At 62.3% G+C, this 16,031-nt stretch carries 14 protein-coding genes; 5 read left to right on the top strand and 9 right to left on the bottom strand.

The window, feature by feature from the left end; all coding sequences use genetic code 11:
* Nucleotide 1 precedes the first annotated feature (1 nt).
* Complete coding sequence (gene cydB / locus AC3D25_RS26080) at nt 2-1,003, top strand: cytochrome d ubiquinol oxidase subunit II (protein WP_488891376.1); 1,002 nt, start codon at nt 2-4, stop codon at nt 1,001-1,003.
* Nucleotides 981-1,106, top strand: coding sequence for a hypothetical protein (locus AC3D25_RS26075; RefSeq protein ID WP_488891375.1), 126 nt, complete (start codon nt 981-983; stop codon nt 1,104-1,106). Before cydB ends, AC3D25_RS26075 begins: the two co-directional genes overlap by 23 nt.
* Before the next feature lie 68 nt (nt 1,107-1,174).
* On the opposite strand, the gene AC3D25_RS26070 is transcribed toward AC3D25_RS26075, so the two are convergent.
* On the bottom strand, nt 1,175-2,227 hold the full coding sequence (locus AC3D25_RS26070) for a permease (RefSeq protein WP_488891374.1): 1,053 nt from the start codon (nt 2,225-2,227) through the stop codon (nt 1,175-1,177).
* Between the two features lie 34 nt (nt 2,228-2,261).
* On the bottom strand, nt 2,262-3,329 hold the full coding sequence (gene mnmH / locus AC3D25_RS26065; protein WP_488891373.1) for a tRNA 2-selenouridine(34) synthase MnmH: 1,068 nt from the start codon (nt 3,327-3,329) through the stop codon (nt 2,262-2,264).
* 501 nt (nt 3,330-3,830) lie between these two features.
* Between mnmH and AC3D25_RS26060 the strand changes: the two genes are divergently transcribed.
* From AC3D25_RS26060 to eutC, 3 genes are all read left to right on the top strand, one after another.
* Nucleotides 3,831-4,970 (top strand): IS481 family transposase, encoded by a 1,140-nt coding sequence (locus AC3D25_RS26060; protein WP_488888149.1) that lies wholly within the window; start codon nt 3,831-3,833, stop codon nt 4,968-4,970.
* Between the two features lie 747 nt (nt 4,971-5,717).
* On the top strand, nt 5,718-7,100 hold the full coding sequence (locus AC3D25_RS26055; protein ID WP_488891372.1) for an ethanolamine ammonia-lyase subunit EutB: 1,383 nt from the start codon (nt 5,718-5,720) through the stop codon (nt 7,098-7,100).
* Nucleotides 7,097-7,903: an ethanolamine ammonia-lyase subunit EutC gene (gene eutC / locus AC3D25_RS26050; RefSeq protein WP_488891371.1), complete on the top strand. Its 807-nt coding sequence runs from the start codon at nt 7,097-7,099 to the stop codon at nt 7,901-7,903. The genes AC3D25_RS26055 and eutC overlap by 4 nt, the downstream gene beginning before the upstream one ends.
* Here eutC and AC3D25_RS26045 read toward each other — a convergent pair.
* From AC3D25_RS26045 to AC3D25_RS26015, 7 genes are all read right to left on the bottom strand, one after another.
* Entirely contained in the window at nt 7,900-9,789 is a 1,890-nt protein-coding gene (locus AC3D25_RS26045; protein ID WP_488891370.1) for a sigma-54-dependent Fis family transcriptional regulator, read from the bottom strand. The genes eutC and AC3D25_RS26045 overlap by 4 nt on opposite strands.
* Nucleotides 9,790-9,905: 116 nt before the next feature.
* Nucleotides 9,906-11,426 carry an aldehyde dehydrogenase gene (adh, locus tag AC3D25_RS26040; protein ID WP_488891369.1) on the bottom strand — a complete coding sequence of 507 codons (1,521 nt, stop codon included), beginning with the start codon at nt 11,424-11,426 and terminating at the stop codon, nt 9,906-9,908.
* A gap of 312 nt (nt 11,427-11,738) precedes the next feature.
* Entirely contained in the window at nt 11,739-12,041 is a 303-nt protein-coding gene (locus tag AC3D25_RS26035) for a hypothetical protein (protein WP_488891368.1), read from the bottom strand.
* A gap of 402 nt (nt 12,042-12,443) precedes the next feature.
* Complete coding sequence (locus tag AC3D25_RS26030; protein WP_035964337.1) at nt 12,444-12,617, bottom strand: DUF1328 domain-containing protein; 174 nt, start codon at nt 12,615-12,617, stop codon at nt 12,444-12,446.
* Nucleotides 12,618-12,850: 233 nt separating this feature from the next.
* Nucleotides 12,851-13,975: an OpgC domain-containing protein gene (gene opgC / locus AC3D25_RS26025; protein WP_488891367.1), complete on the bottom strand. Its 1,125-nt coding sequence runs from the start codon at nt 13,973-13,975 to the stop codon at nt 12,851-12,853.
* Between the two features lie 195 nt (nt 13,976-14,170).
* Entirely contained in the window at nt 14,171-15,370 is a 1,200-nt protein-coding gene (locus AC3D25_RS26020) for an osmoprotectant ABC transporter ATP-binding protein OsmV (RefSeq protein WP_488891366.1), read from the bottom strand.
* A complete protein-coding gene (locus AC3D25_RS26015) occupies nt 15,367-16,020 on the bottom strand; it encodes an ABC transporter permease (protein WP_488891365.1) in 654 nt (217 codons plus the stop codon). The genes AC3D25_RS26020 and AC3D25_RS26015 overlap by 4 nt, the downstream gene beginning before the upstream one ends.
* Between the last annotated feature and the right edge of the window lie 11 nt (nt 16,021-16,031).

The following is a 16,031-nucleotide window of genomic DNA, read 5'->3' as shown; positions in this document are numbered from 1 at the left end:
CATGGATCTCACCATTGCCTGGGCCGCGATCATCGCGCTCGGCGTGCTCATGTATGTCGTGCTGGACGGCTTCGATCTGGGGATCGGCATTCTGTTTCCGTTCTTCCCCGAGCAGCACGAACGCGACCTGATGATGAACACCGTCGCGCCCGTCTGGGACGGCAACGAAACGTGGCTCGTGCTCGGCGGCGCGGGCTTGTTCGCCGCCTTCCCGATGGCCTACTCGACCGTGCTTTCCGCGCTCTATCTGCCGCTGATTCTGATGCTCGTGTGCCTGATCTTCCGCGGCGTGTCGTTTGAGATTCGGGCCAAGGCATCGCGCACGAAGCATCTGTGGGATCTGGCGTTCATCGGGGGATCGGCGGGCGCGACGTTCTTTCAGGGCGTGGCGCTCGGCGCATTCCTGAACGGCATTCCTGTTGCCGATGGGCGCTTTGCCGGCGATCCGTTCGGCTGGTTCACGCCGTTCAGCCTGTTCACGGGACTTGCGCTCGTCGTGACTTACGCGCTGCTCGGCTGCTGCTGGCTGATCGCGAAAACCGAAGGCGATCTGCAACGGCGCTTCTACCGGATCGTGTGGCCGCTCACCGTGCTGCAACTCGCGACAATCGCCGTCGTGAGCGTCTGGACGCCGCTGCAGGATGCGAGCATCGCGACGCGCTGGTTCGATTCCCCGCTCTTTTACCGGATGCTGCCGGTGCCTGTGCTTGTGCTCGGCTGCGCGTGGCTGATGCGCCGCTCGATTCAGTCGCGCCATGAAAAGCGGCCGTTTTTGATGGCGCTGGCGTTCGTGCTGCTGGGCTACGGCGGGCTGCTCGCGAGCCTGTCGCCACACGCGATTTTCCCCGGCGTATCGATCTGGGACGCAGCCGCGCCGCATTCGAGCCAGCTATTCACGATCGTGGGCGCAGCGGTGATCCTGCCCGTGATCATCGCTTATACGACGCTCGGTTATTGGGTCTTCAGAGGCAAGGTGCGACATGGCGAACATCACTATCACTAAGGTCAAGCGGGTCGCGTGGTTCGTGGCGTTGTGGTTCGGCGGCGTGGGCGGCGCGATGCTGCTGGCGTTGCCGTTCAAGCTGTTGATTCGGGCGGCGGGGTAGACGTATCGGCGCGCCAAAGCAAAAGGGCCGCTTCGAATGAAGCGGCCCTTTGTCGATCAAGCAACGAATCAAAACCCGAACGTCACCACCAGCATCCCGCTCGCGATCCCGAACAGCACCACCGCCGACGCCACAAACGCCAGCACGCGCGGCGGGAACGAGCGGCCGAGCATGGCGAGCGACGGCACGCTGATCGGCGGCAGCGTCATCAGCAATGCGCCGGCCGGACCGGCCGCCATGCCGAGCGAGAGCATCGCCTGAATGATCGGCACTTCGCCGGCGGTCGGGATGACGAAGAGCATGCCAGCCACCGCGAAGCCGATGATCCACAGCACGCTGTTATCGATATCCGGCCCGATATGCGGAAAGAGCCACGCGCGCGCGGCGCCGAGCAGCAGGACGAGCACGATGTATTCCGGCACGAGACGCAGCGTCATGCGCCCGAGGATCTTGATCCAGCGCGAAAACGCCGTGCCGGGCACATCTTCTTCCACTAGCTTGCCGAGCGCTTCACGCGATGCCGCCGCTTCCTTCGGCGTCACCATCCGGTTCACCGCGTAGCCGAGGCCGAACACCATCAGAACGCCGAGCGCGAGCCGCAGACCCACCCACTGCCAGCCGAGCACGAAGCCCATGAAAATCAGCGTCGCCGGATTGAGCACGGTGTTGCCGAGCCAGAACGCGATAGCCGCGCCCGGCGCCGCCTGACGCGCACGCAAACCGGCGACGACCGGCGCCGCGCAGCACGTACACATCATGCCCGGCAGCGACATCAATCCGCCATTCACGACGCTGCCGAAGTCGCTCTTGCCGAGCGCGCGCGCGACCCATTGCGGCGGAATCAGCGCCTGCACGGCGGAGCCGAGCAAGAGGCCGAGCACCATCGCCTGCCAGATGGCCTTGCCGTAGGCGAGCGCGTAGTCGAGCGCGGCGTGCAGCGACGGCGCGGGCGCGTTCGCGGCGGTGCCCATCAGGATGGACTTGCCGATCGAATGCTGGCTCGCCGCGACGAACGCCCGGTTGTAATAGGGAAACCATTTGACGTAGAACAGACCGACGACTGCGATCAGCAGGAACGTCACCCATCCGAGCGCCACGCGCGGTTGTCGAAGTGTTTGCATTGACGTGTGTAACCAGTGGATTTAAAGAAAAAAGTCAGGCGGGCGCATCGGCGACATTGTTCAGCCGGTCGAGCAGCGCCTTCGCCTGCTCGATATTGTCGGCATCGTTCGGACGGAACACCACGTGCGTCGCCCGCGGCAATTCGCTGAAATGCGCGCCGCTGCTGCGGGCATAGGCCGGATCGTAATGCAGATCGATCAGTTCGCGAAACAGCGCCGCGCGCTCGCCCCGGTCGATCCGCAGAAGCCAGCCGTTGACGCGCTCGCGGCTGTGCAATCCGATCAGCTTCGAGAGTTGCTGCTTGAATGACTCGGGTTGATCGAAGAGATGGCCGTAGTCCTGCAAAAGAAACGCGATGCGGTCATCGTGCGCGGCTTCCACTTCGACGCACGCACCGCGATGGAACGCCGTCAACAGCGTTTCGGGCAACGTGATCGCGCCGATCCGCCGGCTCTCGGCCTCGACGAACACGGGCCGCGCCGTGTCGAAACGGCCGAGCGTCTGCACGAGCGAGGTATCGAAGCCCTTTTGGCTCGGCTGCGGTTCGCCCGGCAATGCGCCGAGCAGCGAGCCGCGATGCGCGGCTAGCGCCTCCAGATCGAGCACCTGCGCGCCGGCCTGGCCGAGCGCCTGCAAAAGCCGCGTCTTGCCGCTGCCGGTATGCCCGACGAGCGCGATATAGCGGAACTGTTGCGGCACGGTGGCGAGCGCTTCGAGCGTCGAATGACGATACGCCTTGTAGCCGCCGTCGAGCTGCCGCGCTTGCCAGCCGATCATGTTGAACCATGTCGTCATCGAGCCGGAACGCTTGCCGCCGCGCCAGCAGTAGATGAGCGGACGCCAGTTGCGCGGCCGGTCGGCGAACGTCGTATCGAGCAGCGTGGCGATATTGCGCGCGACCATTGCCGCGCCGACGCGCGTGGCCTCGAACGCCGAAACCTGCTTGTACATCGTGCCGACCACGACCCGCTCCTCGTTGCTGAGGACAGGCGCGTTCAGCGCGCCGGGGATGTGGTCCTCGGCGAATTCGAGCGGCGTCCGGACGTCGACGATTTCGTCGAAATCGGCCAGTCGATCTAGTTTTACTAGCAGGTTTTTCAAGTTTGGGTCGCGCGGGGAATGTACTGAGGGACGGACACGTGGGTGGGATTATCGCATGCACGCGCTTTTGGCATGGCCGTGCGGCGGCATCCTCCTTACAAATTGCCCGCTGGGTTCGTCGGTTTTCGTTACGATTTCCGTCACACTCGGGAATTTTGATTCATTACATTTAGTACGGGGTTTTGCTGGCGCTCGGTCGCTTTTGTTTGCTTGCGCCTCTGGGAAATTGCTTGCGCTTTGCTTTGGTCAGTTGGGCGCATTTGGGAACTTGCTCGCGCCCGTTGCTTTTGTTTGCCTGCGCTTTTTGGGAACTTGCTCGCGCCCGTTGCTTTTGTTTGCCTGCGCTTTTTGGGAACTTGCTTTCGTGTAGGTTTATTAGCACGCCGCTGTGCGCGGCAGCAGTCACTTTCTTTGCTGCTGTGTACAGACCGGAGACATAGCTGACAGGTGTACGGAGACATGGTTGACACTTTCGGGTAATCGAACGCCCGAAATCCTCCCATGCCCTGGAACGTAAAAGACACCATGAGTCTCCGACAGGAATTCGTTCAACTCGCCACCCAACGGCGCGTGCCGTTCAGCGAGTTGTGCCGACGTTTCAACGTCAGCCGCCAGACCGGCTACAAGTGGCTTGCCCGCCACTCGACGCAAGGCCTTGAAGGTCTCGTCGATCGCTCGCGTCGTCCGCACAACAGTCCCGCGCGCTCACCCGATGAGATCGTCGCCGTCGTGCTCGACCTGCGCCGCGAGTACGGCTGGGGCGGACGCAAGATCGAGCGTCGTCTGCAAGATCTCGGCCACGCCAATGTGCCCGCACCCTCCACGATCACCGAGATCCTGCGCCGTCACGACCTGCTCCACGCGCCTGAGGACAGACCGCAGCGGCCCTGGCAGCGCTTCGAGCACGAGCATCCGAATGCGCTGTGGCAGATGGATTTCAAGGGCGATTTCCCGACCCTGGAGGGTGGCCGCTGTGCGCCGCTGACCGTGCTCGACGACCACTCGCGCTTTAACATCGTGCTCGCCGCCTGCGGCCGGACTACCACGGAAGTCGTGCAGACCGAGCTCAAGCGGGCGTTTCGCTGCTATGGGCTACCGTCACGCATCAATACCGATAACGGTGCGCCTTGGGGCTCCCCGAGTGCGCCGGGCCAGTTGACCGAGCTTGCGGTGTGGCTGATCAGACTGGGTATTCACGTGAGCTACAGCCGACCGTATCATCCTCAGACGAATGGCAAGGATGAGCGATTTCATCGGTCGCTGAAAGCTGAAGTGCTGGCGCGGCACGTGTTCACGACCCACGCCCACGTGCAGCAGGAGTTGGAACGCTGGCGACAGGTGTACAACACGCAACGCCCGCATGAGGCGCTGGACCTGGCGACGCCGGTGAGCCGCTACCAGCCCAGCCCGCGGACGATGCCCGAGCATCTGCCAGAACCGCAATACGGGCCTGCCGACGAGGTGCTGCGGGTCAATTCAAATGGCCTGGTGCGTTTTAGAGGCGAGGCGCTGCGTCTGTCGACTGCGCTCAAAGGGCTGTACGTGGCCGCACGTCCAAAGCACGACGAAGACGGCGTAATTGAGTTCTGGTTTGCCCATCAACGCATTGCAAAACTTGACCTGAAAGCAGCAAAACCCTGAACATCAGGTGTCAACGATGTCCTCGTACATGTGTCAACTATGTCTCCGGTCTGTACACTGCTGCAAAGAAAGTGACCAAAGAAAGCAGCTTGTCCGTCTAAGTGTCCACCACGAACCGTAACCCGGAGTGGTGCGCAAGCTGATTCGGCCATCGCACCACACAACAGAGTGGAGCCGCTCATTCATCCCCGCAGGCACAAAGTGCCTGCCGGAACGGCATAACCGAATAAACCAAACCGAGTGCTGGTTGTAGGTGCGCGCGCCGTCCGAGCGCAGCGAGGATGGACCTGACAGATGCTGTGCCAATACCAACGAATGCGAGTTGCCATAGTCAGCCTGCGGGCCTATCCGCTCGGTTATTCGTGGTGGACACTTAGCCGGATAAGCTGCTTTCTTTGGTTACTTTCTTTGCAGCAGCAAAGAAAGTGACTGCTGCCGCGCACAGCGGCGAGCTAATAGACCTACACGAAAGCAAGTTCAGAAGAAGCACAGGCAAACAAAAGCAAGGGGCACCAGTCAGACCTACACGAAAGCAAGTTCCCACAAACCACAGGCAAACAAAACCAAACGGCGCCAGCAAACCAAACCGAGTGCAAGCGTCCAAGAAGCACAGAACAACAAAACGCGGGGCGCGAGCAAACCCAAAACCGGAACCCGTCCAGCAACCGCAGAAAACCAAAATCAAAACCAGCGCAAAATAGCTTGCGCAGCAAACCCAAGTCCCCGAGCGAGAGCGAGAACCCCGCGATGAGCTACCAAGAACCGATCGGCACGACGACCTACCGCTTCGCGGACCTCAAAACCGTGCTAGCGAAAGCAAGCCCCCTCCGCTCGGGCGACGAACTCGCGGGCATCACGGCCGCGACGGAAGAGGAGCGCGTCGCCGCAAAAATGGCGCTGGCAAACATCCCGCTCCGCACGTTCCTGCAAGAAACCACAATCCCCTACGAATCGGACGAGGTCACGAGACTCATCATCGACGATCACTCGCCCCAAGCCTTCGCGGAAATCTCGCATCTGACCGTGGGCGATTTCCGCAACTGGCTGCTCGCCGATTCCACCGATTCCGCCGCGCTGATCCGCATCGCGGACGGCCTGACGCCCGAAATGGTCGCCGCCGTATCGAAGCTGATGCGCAATCAGGACCTGATCCTCGCGGCGAAAAAACGCCCCGTCGTCACGCGCTTTCGCAACACGATCGGCCTGCCGGGCAGACTCTCGGTGCGCCTTCAGCCGAACCATCCGACCGACGACGTCAAAGGCATCGCGGCCTCGATGCTAGACGGCCTCATGTACGGTTGCGGCGATGCGGTGATCGGCATCAATCCCGCGTCGGATTCGCTCAACGCGATCACCACGCTGCTCAAGATGATGGATGAATTCCGCCAGCGCTACGACGTCCCCACGCAATCGTGCGTGCTCACGCATGTGACCAACACCATCGCCGCGATCGAAAAAGGCGCGCCCGTCGATCTCGTGTTCCAGTCCATCGCGGGCACCGAGAAAGCGAACGCGAGCTTCGGCGTCTCGCTGAAACTGCTTCAGGAAGCGTACGAAGCGGGTTTATCGATGAAGCGCGGCACCGTCGGCGACAATCTGATGTACTTCGAAACCGGCCAGGGCAGCGCGCTATCGGCCGACGCGCATCACGGCGTCGATCAACAGACCTGCGAGGTCCGCGCCTACGCCGTCGCGCGCAAGTTCAAGCCGCTCCTGACGAATACGGTGGTCGGATTCATCGGCCCGGAGTATCTGTACGACGGCCGGCAAATCATTCGCGCCGGCCTCGAAGATCACTTTTGCGGCAAGCTGCTCGGCGTGCCGATGGGCTGCGATATCTGCTACACGAACCACGCCGAAGCGGACCAGGACGACATGGACACGCTCCTGACGCTGCTCGGCGTCGCGAACGTGAACTTCATCATGGGCGTGCCCGGCGCGGACGATGTCATGCTCAATTATCAAAGCACGTCGTTTCACGATGCACTCTACGTGCGCCGCGTGCTCGGACTCAAGCGCGCGCCCGAGTTCGAGACGTGGCTCGAAAAAATGCACATTACCGACACGCTCGGCCTCTTGCGCGATCACGCCGCGCGCCAGCCGCTGCTCGAATGGATCAGTGAATCATGAACGATCGCGACGATCTTCCGCCCGGCCCGGTGAACACGAATCCGTGGGACACGTTGCGCCGTTTTACGCAGGCGCGTATCGCGCTCGGCCGCGCGGGCAGCAGTCTGCCGACTGCGCCGCTGCTCGCCTTCAATCTCTCGCATGCGCAGGCGCGCGATGCCGTGCATCAGCCGCTCGATACCGCCGCGCTCAACGTAGCGTTACACGCCGCCGGCTTCGAGACGCTCGACGCATTCAGCGCAGCCCCCGATCGCGATCACTATTTGCGGCGGCCGGATCTGGGCCGTAAGCTCGCCGATGAAAGCGCGGCGCACATCGCGGCGCACGCCAGTGAAAACGACGCGCCGGACATCGTGTTCGTCGTCGCGGACGGTTTGTCGGCGTATGCGGCTACGCGCCACGCGGTGCCATTTCTCGAACGCATGCGGCTGAAGCTCGACGGGTGGAAGATCGGCCCCGTAGTCGTAGCGACGCAGGCGCGCGTCGCGCTCGGCGACGGCATCGGCGAACTGCTGGGTGCGCGCATCGTGGTGATGTTGATCGGCGAGCGGCCGGGTTTGAGTTCGCCGGATAGTCTCGGCGTGTATCTGACCTACGCGCCGCGCGTCGGGCGCAGCGACGCGGAGCGCAACTGCATTTCGAACATGCGTCCCGAAGGTCTCGCCTACGATCTCGCTGCGTTCAAGCTGCACTATCTGCTGAACGAGGCGCGGCGCCTCAAGCTCACGGGCGTGAGCCTGAAAGACCACAGCGACACATTGCTGGCCGACGCGTCGCCACCGAAAATCGCCGACGAAAGCTAACCCTTCATCTTCCGGTAGACAGTCGTGCGCGACACGCCGAGCACGCGCGCCGCCGCCGACACGTTGCCGCCATGTGCATCGAGCGCCGCCGATACCGCCGACGCCGCGATGTCATCCAGCCGCGATCCACGAATGCAAGGCGCATCGGCGTCGCTCAGATCGTCGATGAAATCCTGCGGCAGATGCACGATTCCGATGTGCGATTCGTCATCGTCGAGCATCGCGGACGCCGTGCGCAACACGTTGCTCAGTTGCCGGAAATTGCCCGGCCATCGATGCCGCGCGAACATCGCGAGCACGTCGTCGTCCACGCCGACCACGCGCCCCGCGAAACGCTCGCTGCGCAGGATTTTATCGACCGTCGCCGCGAGATCGCTGCGCTCGCGCAACGGCGGCAGCGTCACGAGCAGACCGTTGATCCGGTAATACAGGTCCTCGCGAAATTCGCCCGCACCCACGCGCTCGCGCAGATTGCGGTTGCTGGCGCAGATCAGCGCGAAATCGACAGGCGTCGCGCGCGCGCCGCCAAGCGGCTGCACCACCCGCTCCTGCAGCACGCGCAACAGGCGACTTTGCAGCGCGAGCGGCATGTCGCCGATTTCGTCGAGAAAGAGCGTTCCGCCGTGCGCCTGCGCAATCCGGCCCGGCGCGCCGCGCTTAGCCGCGCCGGTAAACGCGCCCTCCGAATAGCCGAAGAGTTCGGCTTCGATCAGCGTGTCCGGCAACGACGCGCAATTCACGGCGACGAACGGCCCCGCGCGCTGCGGCGAATCGCGATGAATGGCGTTGGCGAGCACGTCCTTGCCCGTCCCCGTTTCACCGCCGATCAAGATCGAAATATTTTTGCCGATCACGCGGCGCACGCGCGCGATCGTATCCGCGACTTGCCGGTCGCCCGTCGATAAATAACCGAGGCTGGAGAACGCCGCCTCGCGCGGCGGCGTGGCCGTGACGACGCTGCGCCGCGCGCATTCCACGCGCGCAAACACCTTCACGCCGCTATGCAGACCGAGCGGAAACGCGGCAGCGCCCGCTTGCGGCAGGAGTTCATCGGACGAAACGAGGAACAGCGTATCGAGCGTTTGCGCGCGAAGTCCAGCGAGCGCCATGCCGAGTTGAAACTGCGCGCTGCGGTTCGCGCTCAGGAAGCGTCCATCTCGATCGAACGCGGCGATGCCTTCCATCAGCGTGCCGATAAATTCTGGCCGGCTATGAAAATGCAAGCGGATCGACTCGGGAAAAGCGCTGGAAATCAACCGGTTTTCGATCATCTGCGCCGACATCCTGGCGAGGGCCATCGTGTGCTGGTGATAACTGCGGCAATCGCCGGTCACGTCGAGCACGCCGCCGAGATTGCCGAGCGGATCGAGAATCGGCACGCTCGAACAGGTCAGGAAACGGTTGGCGCGCAGATAGTGCTGATCGCCGTGGATGGTCGTCGCGCCGAGTTCCGCGATGGCCGTGCCGATCGCGTTGGTGCCCTGCTGCGCCTCGCTCCACACCGCGCCCGCGCGCAATGCGACTTTATCGGCGCGGGCGAGGAAGTCGTCGTCGCCGAGCGAATGCAGAATCAGCCCGCTCGCGTCGGTCAACGCGATCATGCTGTGCGTGTTCACGATCTGCGCGTAGAGCGTCTCCATCACGGGCAACGCGTGCGTGAAGAGCGCGTGATTCTGGTCGAGCTTGAGCGCCAGATCGGCGCGCGGCAGGACGCCGTAATCGGGTCGCATCGAAGACGTCAGGCCGAACGTGGCCGACCGTGCGTGTGAGTTGCTGATCATGTCTTGCGAGTCGCCCGGAGCGTGCATGCCGTCCGGATTGCGCGACGCGGAAACCGAGTGCCGCTGCATCGTCTCCTCCTTGTGTTCATCGCGGACGGGTCGCATCGCGCCCGTTCCGTCGAATGAATGTCTCCGGAGGAATTTAACATTGTCTGGCCGTGAAGCGCGCGCTTATCCGCGAGCGAGTCGTGCAGCGGATAAGCGCGACGCGCCACGTGCGCTCAGAAGAAGCCGAGCGGCGCTTCGCTGTAGCTCACCAGCAGGTTTTTCGTCTGCTGATAGTGGTCGAGCATCATCCGGTGATTTTCGCGGCCGATACCCGATTGCTTATAGCCGCCGAACGCCGCGTGCGCCGGATAGGCGTGATAGCAATTGGTCCATACACGGCCCGCCTGAATCTCGCGGCCCACGCGATACGCACGCGTGCCATCGCGCGTCCAGACGCCCGCGCCGAGGCCGTAAAGCGTGTCATTGGCGATTTCCAGCGCTTCCTCCTCGGTCTTGAAGGTCGTCACGGACACGACCGGTCCGAAAATTTCCTCCTGGAAAATCCGCATCTTGTTGTTGCCACGGAAAACGGTCGGCTTCACGTAGTAACCGTTCGAGAGTTCGCCGTCGAATTGCGCCCGCTCGCCACCAATCAGACATTCAGCGCCCTCACTCTTGCCGATATCCACATACGAAAGGATTTTTTCGAGTTGTTCCTGCGAAGCCTGCGCGCCGATCATCGTCTTCATGTCGAGCGGATGCCCCTGATTGATCGCGGCCACGCGCTTGAGCGCGCGCTCCATGAAACGGTCATAAATACTTTCGTCGATCAGCACGCGCGACGGACACGTACACACTTCGCCCTGATTGAGCGCGAACATCGCGAAGCCTTCGAGCGCCTTGTCGAAGTAGCTGTCGTCGGCGTTCATCACGTCGGCGAAGAAAATGTTCGGGCTCTTGCCGCCCAGTTCGAGCGTGACGGGAATCAGATTCTGGCTCGCGTACTGCATGATGAGGCGGCCTGTCGATGTCTCGCCCGTGAACGCGATTTTCGCGATCCGCTTGCTCGACGCGAGCGGTTTTCCCGCTTCCAGCCCGAAGCCGTTCACCACGTTCAGCACGCCGGGCGGCAGCAGATCGCCGATAATTTCCATCAGCACGAGCAGCGACGCCGGCGTTTGCTCAGCGGGTTTCAGCACTACGCAATTGCCGGCGGCCAGCGCGGGCGCGAGCTTCCACGCGGCCATGAGGATCGGGAAATTCCACGGAATGATCTGACCGACGACGCCGAGCGGATCATGAAAGTGATAGGCGACCGTGTCGTCGTCGATTTGCGAGAGCGCGCCTTCCTGCGCCCGGACGCAGCCCGCGAAATAGCGGAAATGGTCGATGGCGAGCGGGATATCGGCCGCGGTCGTCTCGCGTAGCGGCTTGCCGTTGTCGATGGTTTCGGCGAGCGCGAGACGCCCGAGATTCTGTTCCATCCGATCCGCGATCCGGATCAGGATGTTGGCGCGATCCGCCGTCGGTAGCTTGCCCCAGGCCCTTTTCGCGCGATGTGCCGCGTCGAGCGCCAGTTCGATATCCGCTTCGCGCGATCGCGGGATCGACGTGAACGGCTCGCCGGTGATGGGCGAAATGTTATCGAAATACTCACCGCCGACAGGCGCGACCCACTCGCCGCCGATGAAATTGCCGTACTGCTTTTTGAACGGGAATTCAGCGTTCAGGAACTTCATCTCTGCGTGATTCATTGCGTGCTCCTCGCATATCGTTAGAAGTGTGCCGCGCGGTGTTTTGTAGCGCGTGGCGGGGGTTCTTCTGCGAGAAGTGTGCCAATCGTGGCGGGGATGGGTTTGCGGGTGGACCGCGGGGGTGGGGTGTCGCGGGCGTGGACACTTTTTGCTTCGCTGTGTCGCGAAATGGGACAGGTTTTTTTTCGGTTCGGTTCGGTTCGGTGCTGCGCGTGTGGTTTTGCTGCCGCTCTTCGCTTTGGTCGCCTGGGCGCGCCTTGGGAACTTGTTTTCGTGTACGTTTATTAGCGATGCCCCTGTCCGGGGCGGGACTCACTTTCTTTGCTGCTGCAAAGAAAGTAAGCAAAGAAAGCAGCGTGACCATCTAAGTGTCTCTCCCACATAACAACTGGGATAGGCACGCAAGCTGATTCGGTTAGCGCGCATTTCGCTCGTTTTGGCACAGCGCCTGTCAGTTCCATCCTCGCTGCGCGAGGACGACGGGTCTATCAAAAACCTCGGCCGGTGGTTTGCCGTGCTCGCATCGAACTTGGCTTTGGCTTTGGCTTTGGCTTTGGCTTTGGCTTTGGCTTTGGCTTTGGCTTTGGCTTTTGTTTCGGCGTAGCCGTTTGCCATGTCGCTGGTTTTTCGGTAATGCCGTGCCGGCAGGCACATTGTGCCTGCCGGGATGAATGAGCGGCTCCACTCTGTAGTGTGGTGCGATGGCCGAGTCAGCTTGCGCACCACTCCCGGAAACCATTCGTGGTGGACACTTAGACGGATAAGCTGCTTTCTTTGGTTACTTTCTTTGCAGCAGCAAAGAAAGTGACTGCTGCCGCGCATAGCGGCGTGCTAATAGACCTACACGAATGCAAGTTCCCGGAAAGCACTCGAGCATCAAACGGTGTAACCCACTCACCCCGAAGCCGCCCCACGGCGCCAAATCCCGCGTGGCTTTCTTTGCTTAGTTTCTTTGCAGCTAGCCAAAGAAAGAGAAACCGCAAGCGTGCCAAGCAGACAGCGCCGCCAAACCCCAAATCACAGCACCAAAGACCCAGCCGAAATAGCAACAATCAAGAAGATCACAAACAGCACAAGGAAGATGAAGAAGCAGATCTTGGCGATCCCGGCCGCCCCCGACGATACCCGGCCGAAGCCGAAAAACCCTGCGATCACGGAAATCACGGCGAAGAGAATAGCGAGCTTGAGCATAAAACATCCGTTATTTTGATTGAAGTCGGGACGTCTCAGCAAAGCCCGTGCCATGGGCAGTCGCCGCAGCGACCCACGTCAAAGCTTTAAACCTGTCCGATACCTAGCAACCCCTACGGCCGGCGCGACGAACGTCGCCGCCGCAGGTGAGCGCACCAAAACGCTGACCGTTAGTAGCGTTTCAGACGACGCCGAGAAACGGCGCAAAACCAAGCCACCGGCGCCCGAGGCGCTCAGCGCACCCCGCTCGCCGTCGTCTCGGCGGCCTCAGCCGCGCGCCTCGGCGCGATCGCGGTAAGCAGCGGCTTGCGCAATTGCGGCACGGCCAGCAGAAGGGAAATGGCGACCGCATCGGCCGCTAGACCGAACGGCACGTTGATAAGCCCATCGGTCAGCGTGAACAGCACCGAATCGACGACAAGCGAAATCACCGCGCTCGCGATAAAGCACACCATGCCGTCACGCCCCACCGCGCCGATCCACGGCGTCCGCAGCGCGATCCGTCGAACGATGCCATACCGCACCAGATTCGCCGCCAGCCACGCGATCGCCAGAAAATTCGCAATGCGCGCGCCCGCGAGATTGCGCTTGAAATCAGCGTCGATCGGCCCCGGCAGCACGAGCAGCTTGTAATACGCCATCCCCGCGACCAGCGCGAGGGCGGCAACGCTGACGATCCAGCCGAACCGGTGCGCGCTCACGCGCTGGTAGACCGGCTGGCAGCGCGCGAGCACGCCGAGCACGAACATGAGTTGCCAGGCGGCCGGGTTGAAGTCCCACAGGTTGTCGTCGACCGAAGGCAGGTATTCGCCGATCTGCGGCGCGAGCGCCCACAACACCACGCTTGCGCCCAGCAAAAGCCACGGTTTGCTGCGCGCGAGCGGCAACATCAGCGGCGCGGCGAGCGCGAAAAACGCGTACATCGGCAAGACCGACGCGAGATAAGGCTGTCGTTTGAAGGTCAGAATGTCGAGCAGCGAGCCGGCGGGCGCGGACATGAGGCTGTCGAGATCGCCGAGCGCCAGGTTCGGCGCGCTGCCGTAGAACGGGCGCAGCACGAAGCTGGCGAGGAGCATCAACGCTGCCGTGATGAGAAACGCGCGATAAATCTCGAACGCGCGCCGCACAAACCGCGCGCGCGCCGCCGATTCCGATTTGCGCGCGGCGAGCGCCGCGTAGGCCGTCGCGGTCGCGAAACCGCCGAGGAAAACGAACACTTCGGCTGCGTCGTTCAGCGCGAACGCGTGCAGCGTGAAGCGCGAGAGCATGCTGCCGCCGATGTGATCGACGACGATGATGAGCAGAACCAGACCCCGAAAGAAATCCAGCTCGACGTAACGTTGAGATTTAGCCTGCATGCTGCCTAGCGCGCCACGGGTAACGCGGATAACGCCCGCGCCGGATAACTCGACGGCGCGAACGGGAATTTGGCGAGCGGACGCGGCCGCTCGAAAGGACCTAGAGTTTACCCGTAAACGGCGCATCGCGAAAATCGAAAGCGCACTGAAAGCGTTTCAATTTTTTACCATCGATGCGCCGTTTCTCACTCGGCGTCAGCGCACGGACACCGCTGCATCGGCCGCAGCCTGCGCGGCGACGACCGCCGGCGAAACGATCGCGGCGGGCTGTCCGGTCTGCTGGCGCGAGCGGCCGGAGCTCAAATAATCGGCGATCGAATCCTGCGTCACCTCGCCTACGTAGAGGCCGTCCGGATCGATCACCGGCATCCACGATGAATTGAATTGATACATTTTGGACAGCACGATCCGCAAGTTATCGTCGACGGACACCGTGCTCGCGAACGGCCGCAAGTGCTCGCCCGCCGCGCCTTGTCCGGTGCGCGCCACGCGCCGCTGAACGTAACCGAGCGCGCGACGGTTGTCGTCGAGCACGGTCAGGTAGCGGTTGTCGCTCTCTTCCATGATCTGGTAGGCGCTCCCGAGCGGCGTGTCGGCGCGCGCGGTTTCCGGCTGGGTCGCGGCGTCGCCCGCCTTGATCAGCAAGAGGCGCTTCAGCGTGCTGTCCGCGCCGACGAACGCGCCGACGAATTCGTCGCGCGGGTGCGCGAGCAGCGTGTCCGGATGGTCGTATTGCACGAGCGTGCCGCGCCGGAACACGGCCACCTTGTCGCCGAGTTTGATGGCTTCGTCGATATCGTGGCTCACCATGATCACGGTCTTGTTCAACTGGCGCTGCATCTGGAAGAACTCGTTCTGGATCGACTCGCGGTTGATCGGATCAACCGCGCCGAACGGCTCGTCCATCAGGAGCACCGGCGGATCGGCGGCCAGCGCGCGGATCACGCCGATGCGCTGCTGCTGTCCGCCCGACAGTTCCTTCGGATAGCGCTTCAGATACTGCTTCGGATCGAGCGCGACCATCGACATCAGTTCGGTCGCGCGTTCGCGGCAGCGCTTCTTGTCCCAGCCGAGCAGACGCGGCACGACCGTGATGTTCTCCTCGATCGTCATGTTCGGGAACAGCCCGATCTGCTGGATCACATAGCCGATCCGCCGGCGCAGTTCGACTTCGTTCAGGCCCGTGGTGTCGTCGCCGTTGATCAGCACGCGGCCCGAGGTCGGTTCGATCAGGCGGTTGATCATCTTGAGCGTCGTGGTCTTGCCGCAGCCCGACGGCCCGAGAAACACGCAGATTTCGCCTTCGCCCACGGTGAGGCTCACTGAATCGACGGCCTTCACTTGCTGGCCGTCCTTCTGCGTGAAAGTCTTGGTGAGTTGGTCGAGTTCGATCATGTTTTCTGGACTCCCTTCGGTGTCAAAAGACGCTGGAGCGCCTGCAATGCCAAATCGGCGATGATTGCCAACAGGCTCACGAGTACCGCGCCGACGAGCAGCTTCATCATGTTGCTCTGCCCGATCGCGCGAATGATGAGGCTGCCGAGGCCGCCCGCGCCGATCACCGCCGCAATCGTCATCACGCCGATGTTCATCACGACCGCGGTCCGCACGCCGCCGAGAATCACCGGCACGGCGAGCGGCAAGTCGACAAGCCGCAGCCGTTGCCAGTACGTCATGCCGATACCGACGCCCGCTTCCTTGATGCCCGCGTCCACGTTCGACAGCGCGAGATACGTGTTGCGCATGATCGGCAGCAGCGAATAAAGGAACACGGCGGTGATCGCCGGTAGCGCGCCGATGCCCTGCCCGAAGCGCGAAAAGAGCGGGATCATCAGACCGAACAGCGCGATGGACGGCAGCGTCAGGATGATTGTCGCGACGCCGAGCATCGGCGCGGCGAGCCATTCATGGCGGCTGATGAAAATGCCGAGCGGCACGCCGACGACAATCGCGCAGCCCACCGCGATTCCCACCAGATAAATATGCTGCAGGGTCAGTTGAATCAATTCCGGCCAGTTGGCCGACAGATAGTCGAATACGTTCATGTGTCGGCCTC

The sequence above is a fragment of the Caballeronia sp. SL1002 genome (genome assembly GCF_057814995.1).
The sequence above is the reverse complement of the archived record's forward strand: the minus strand, read 5'-3'. Positions and strand labels throughout refer to the sequence as shown.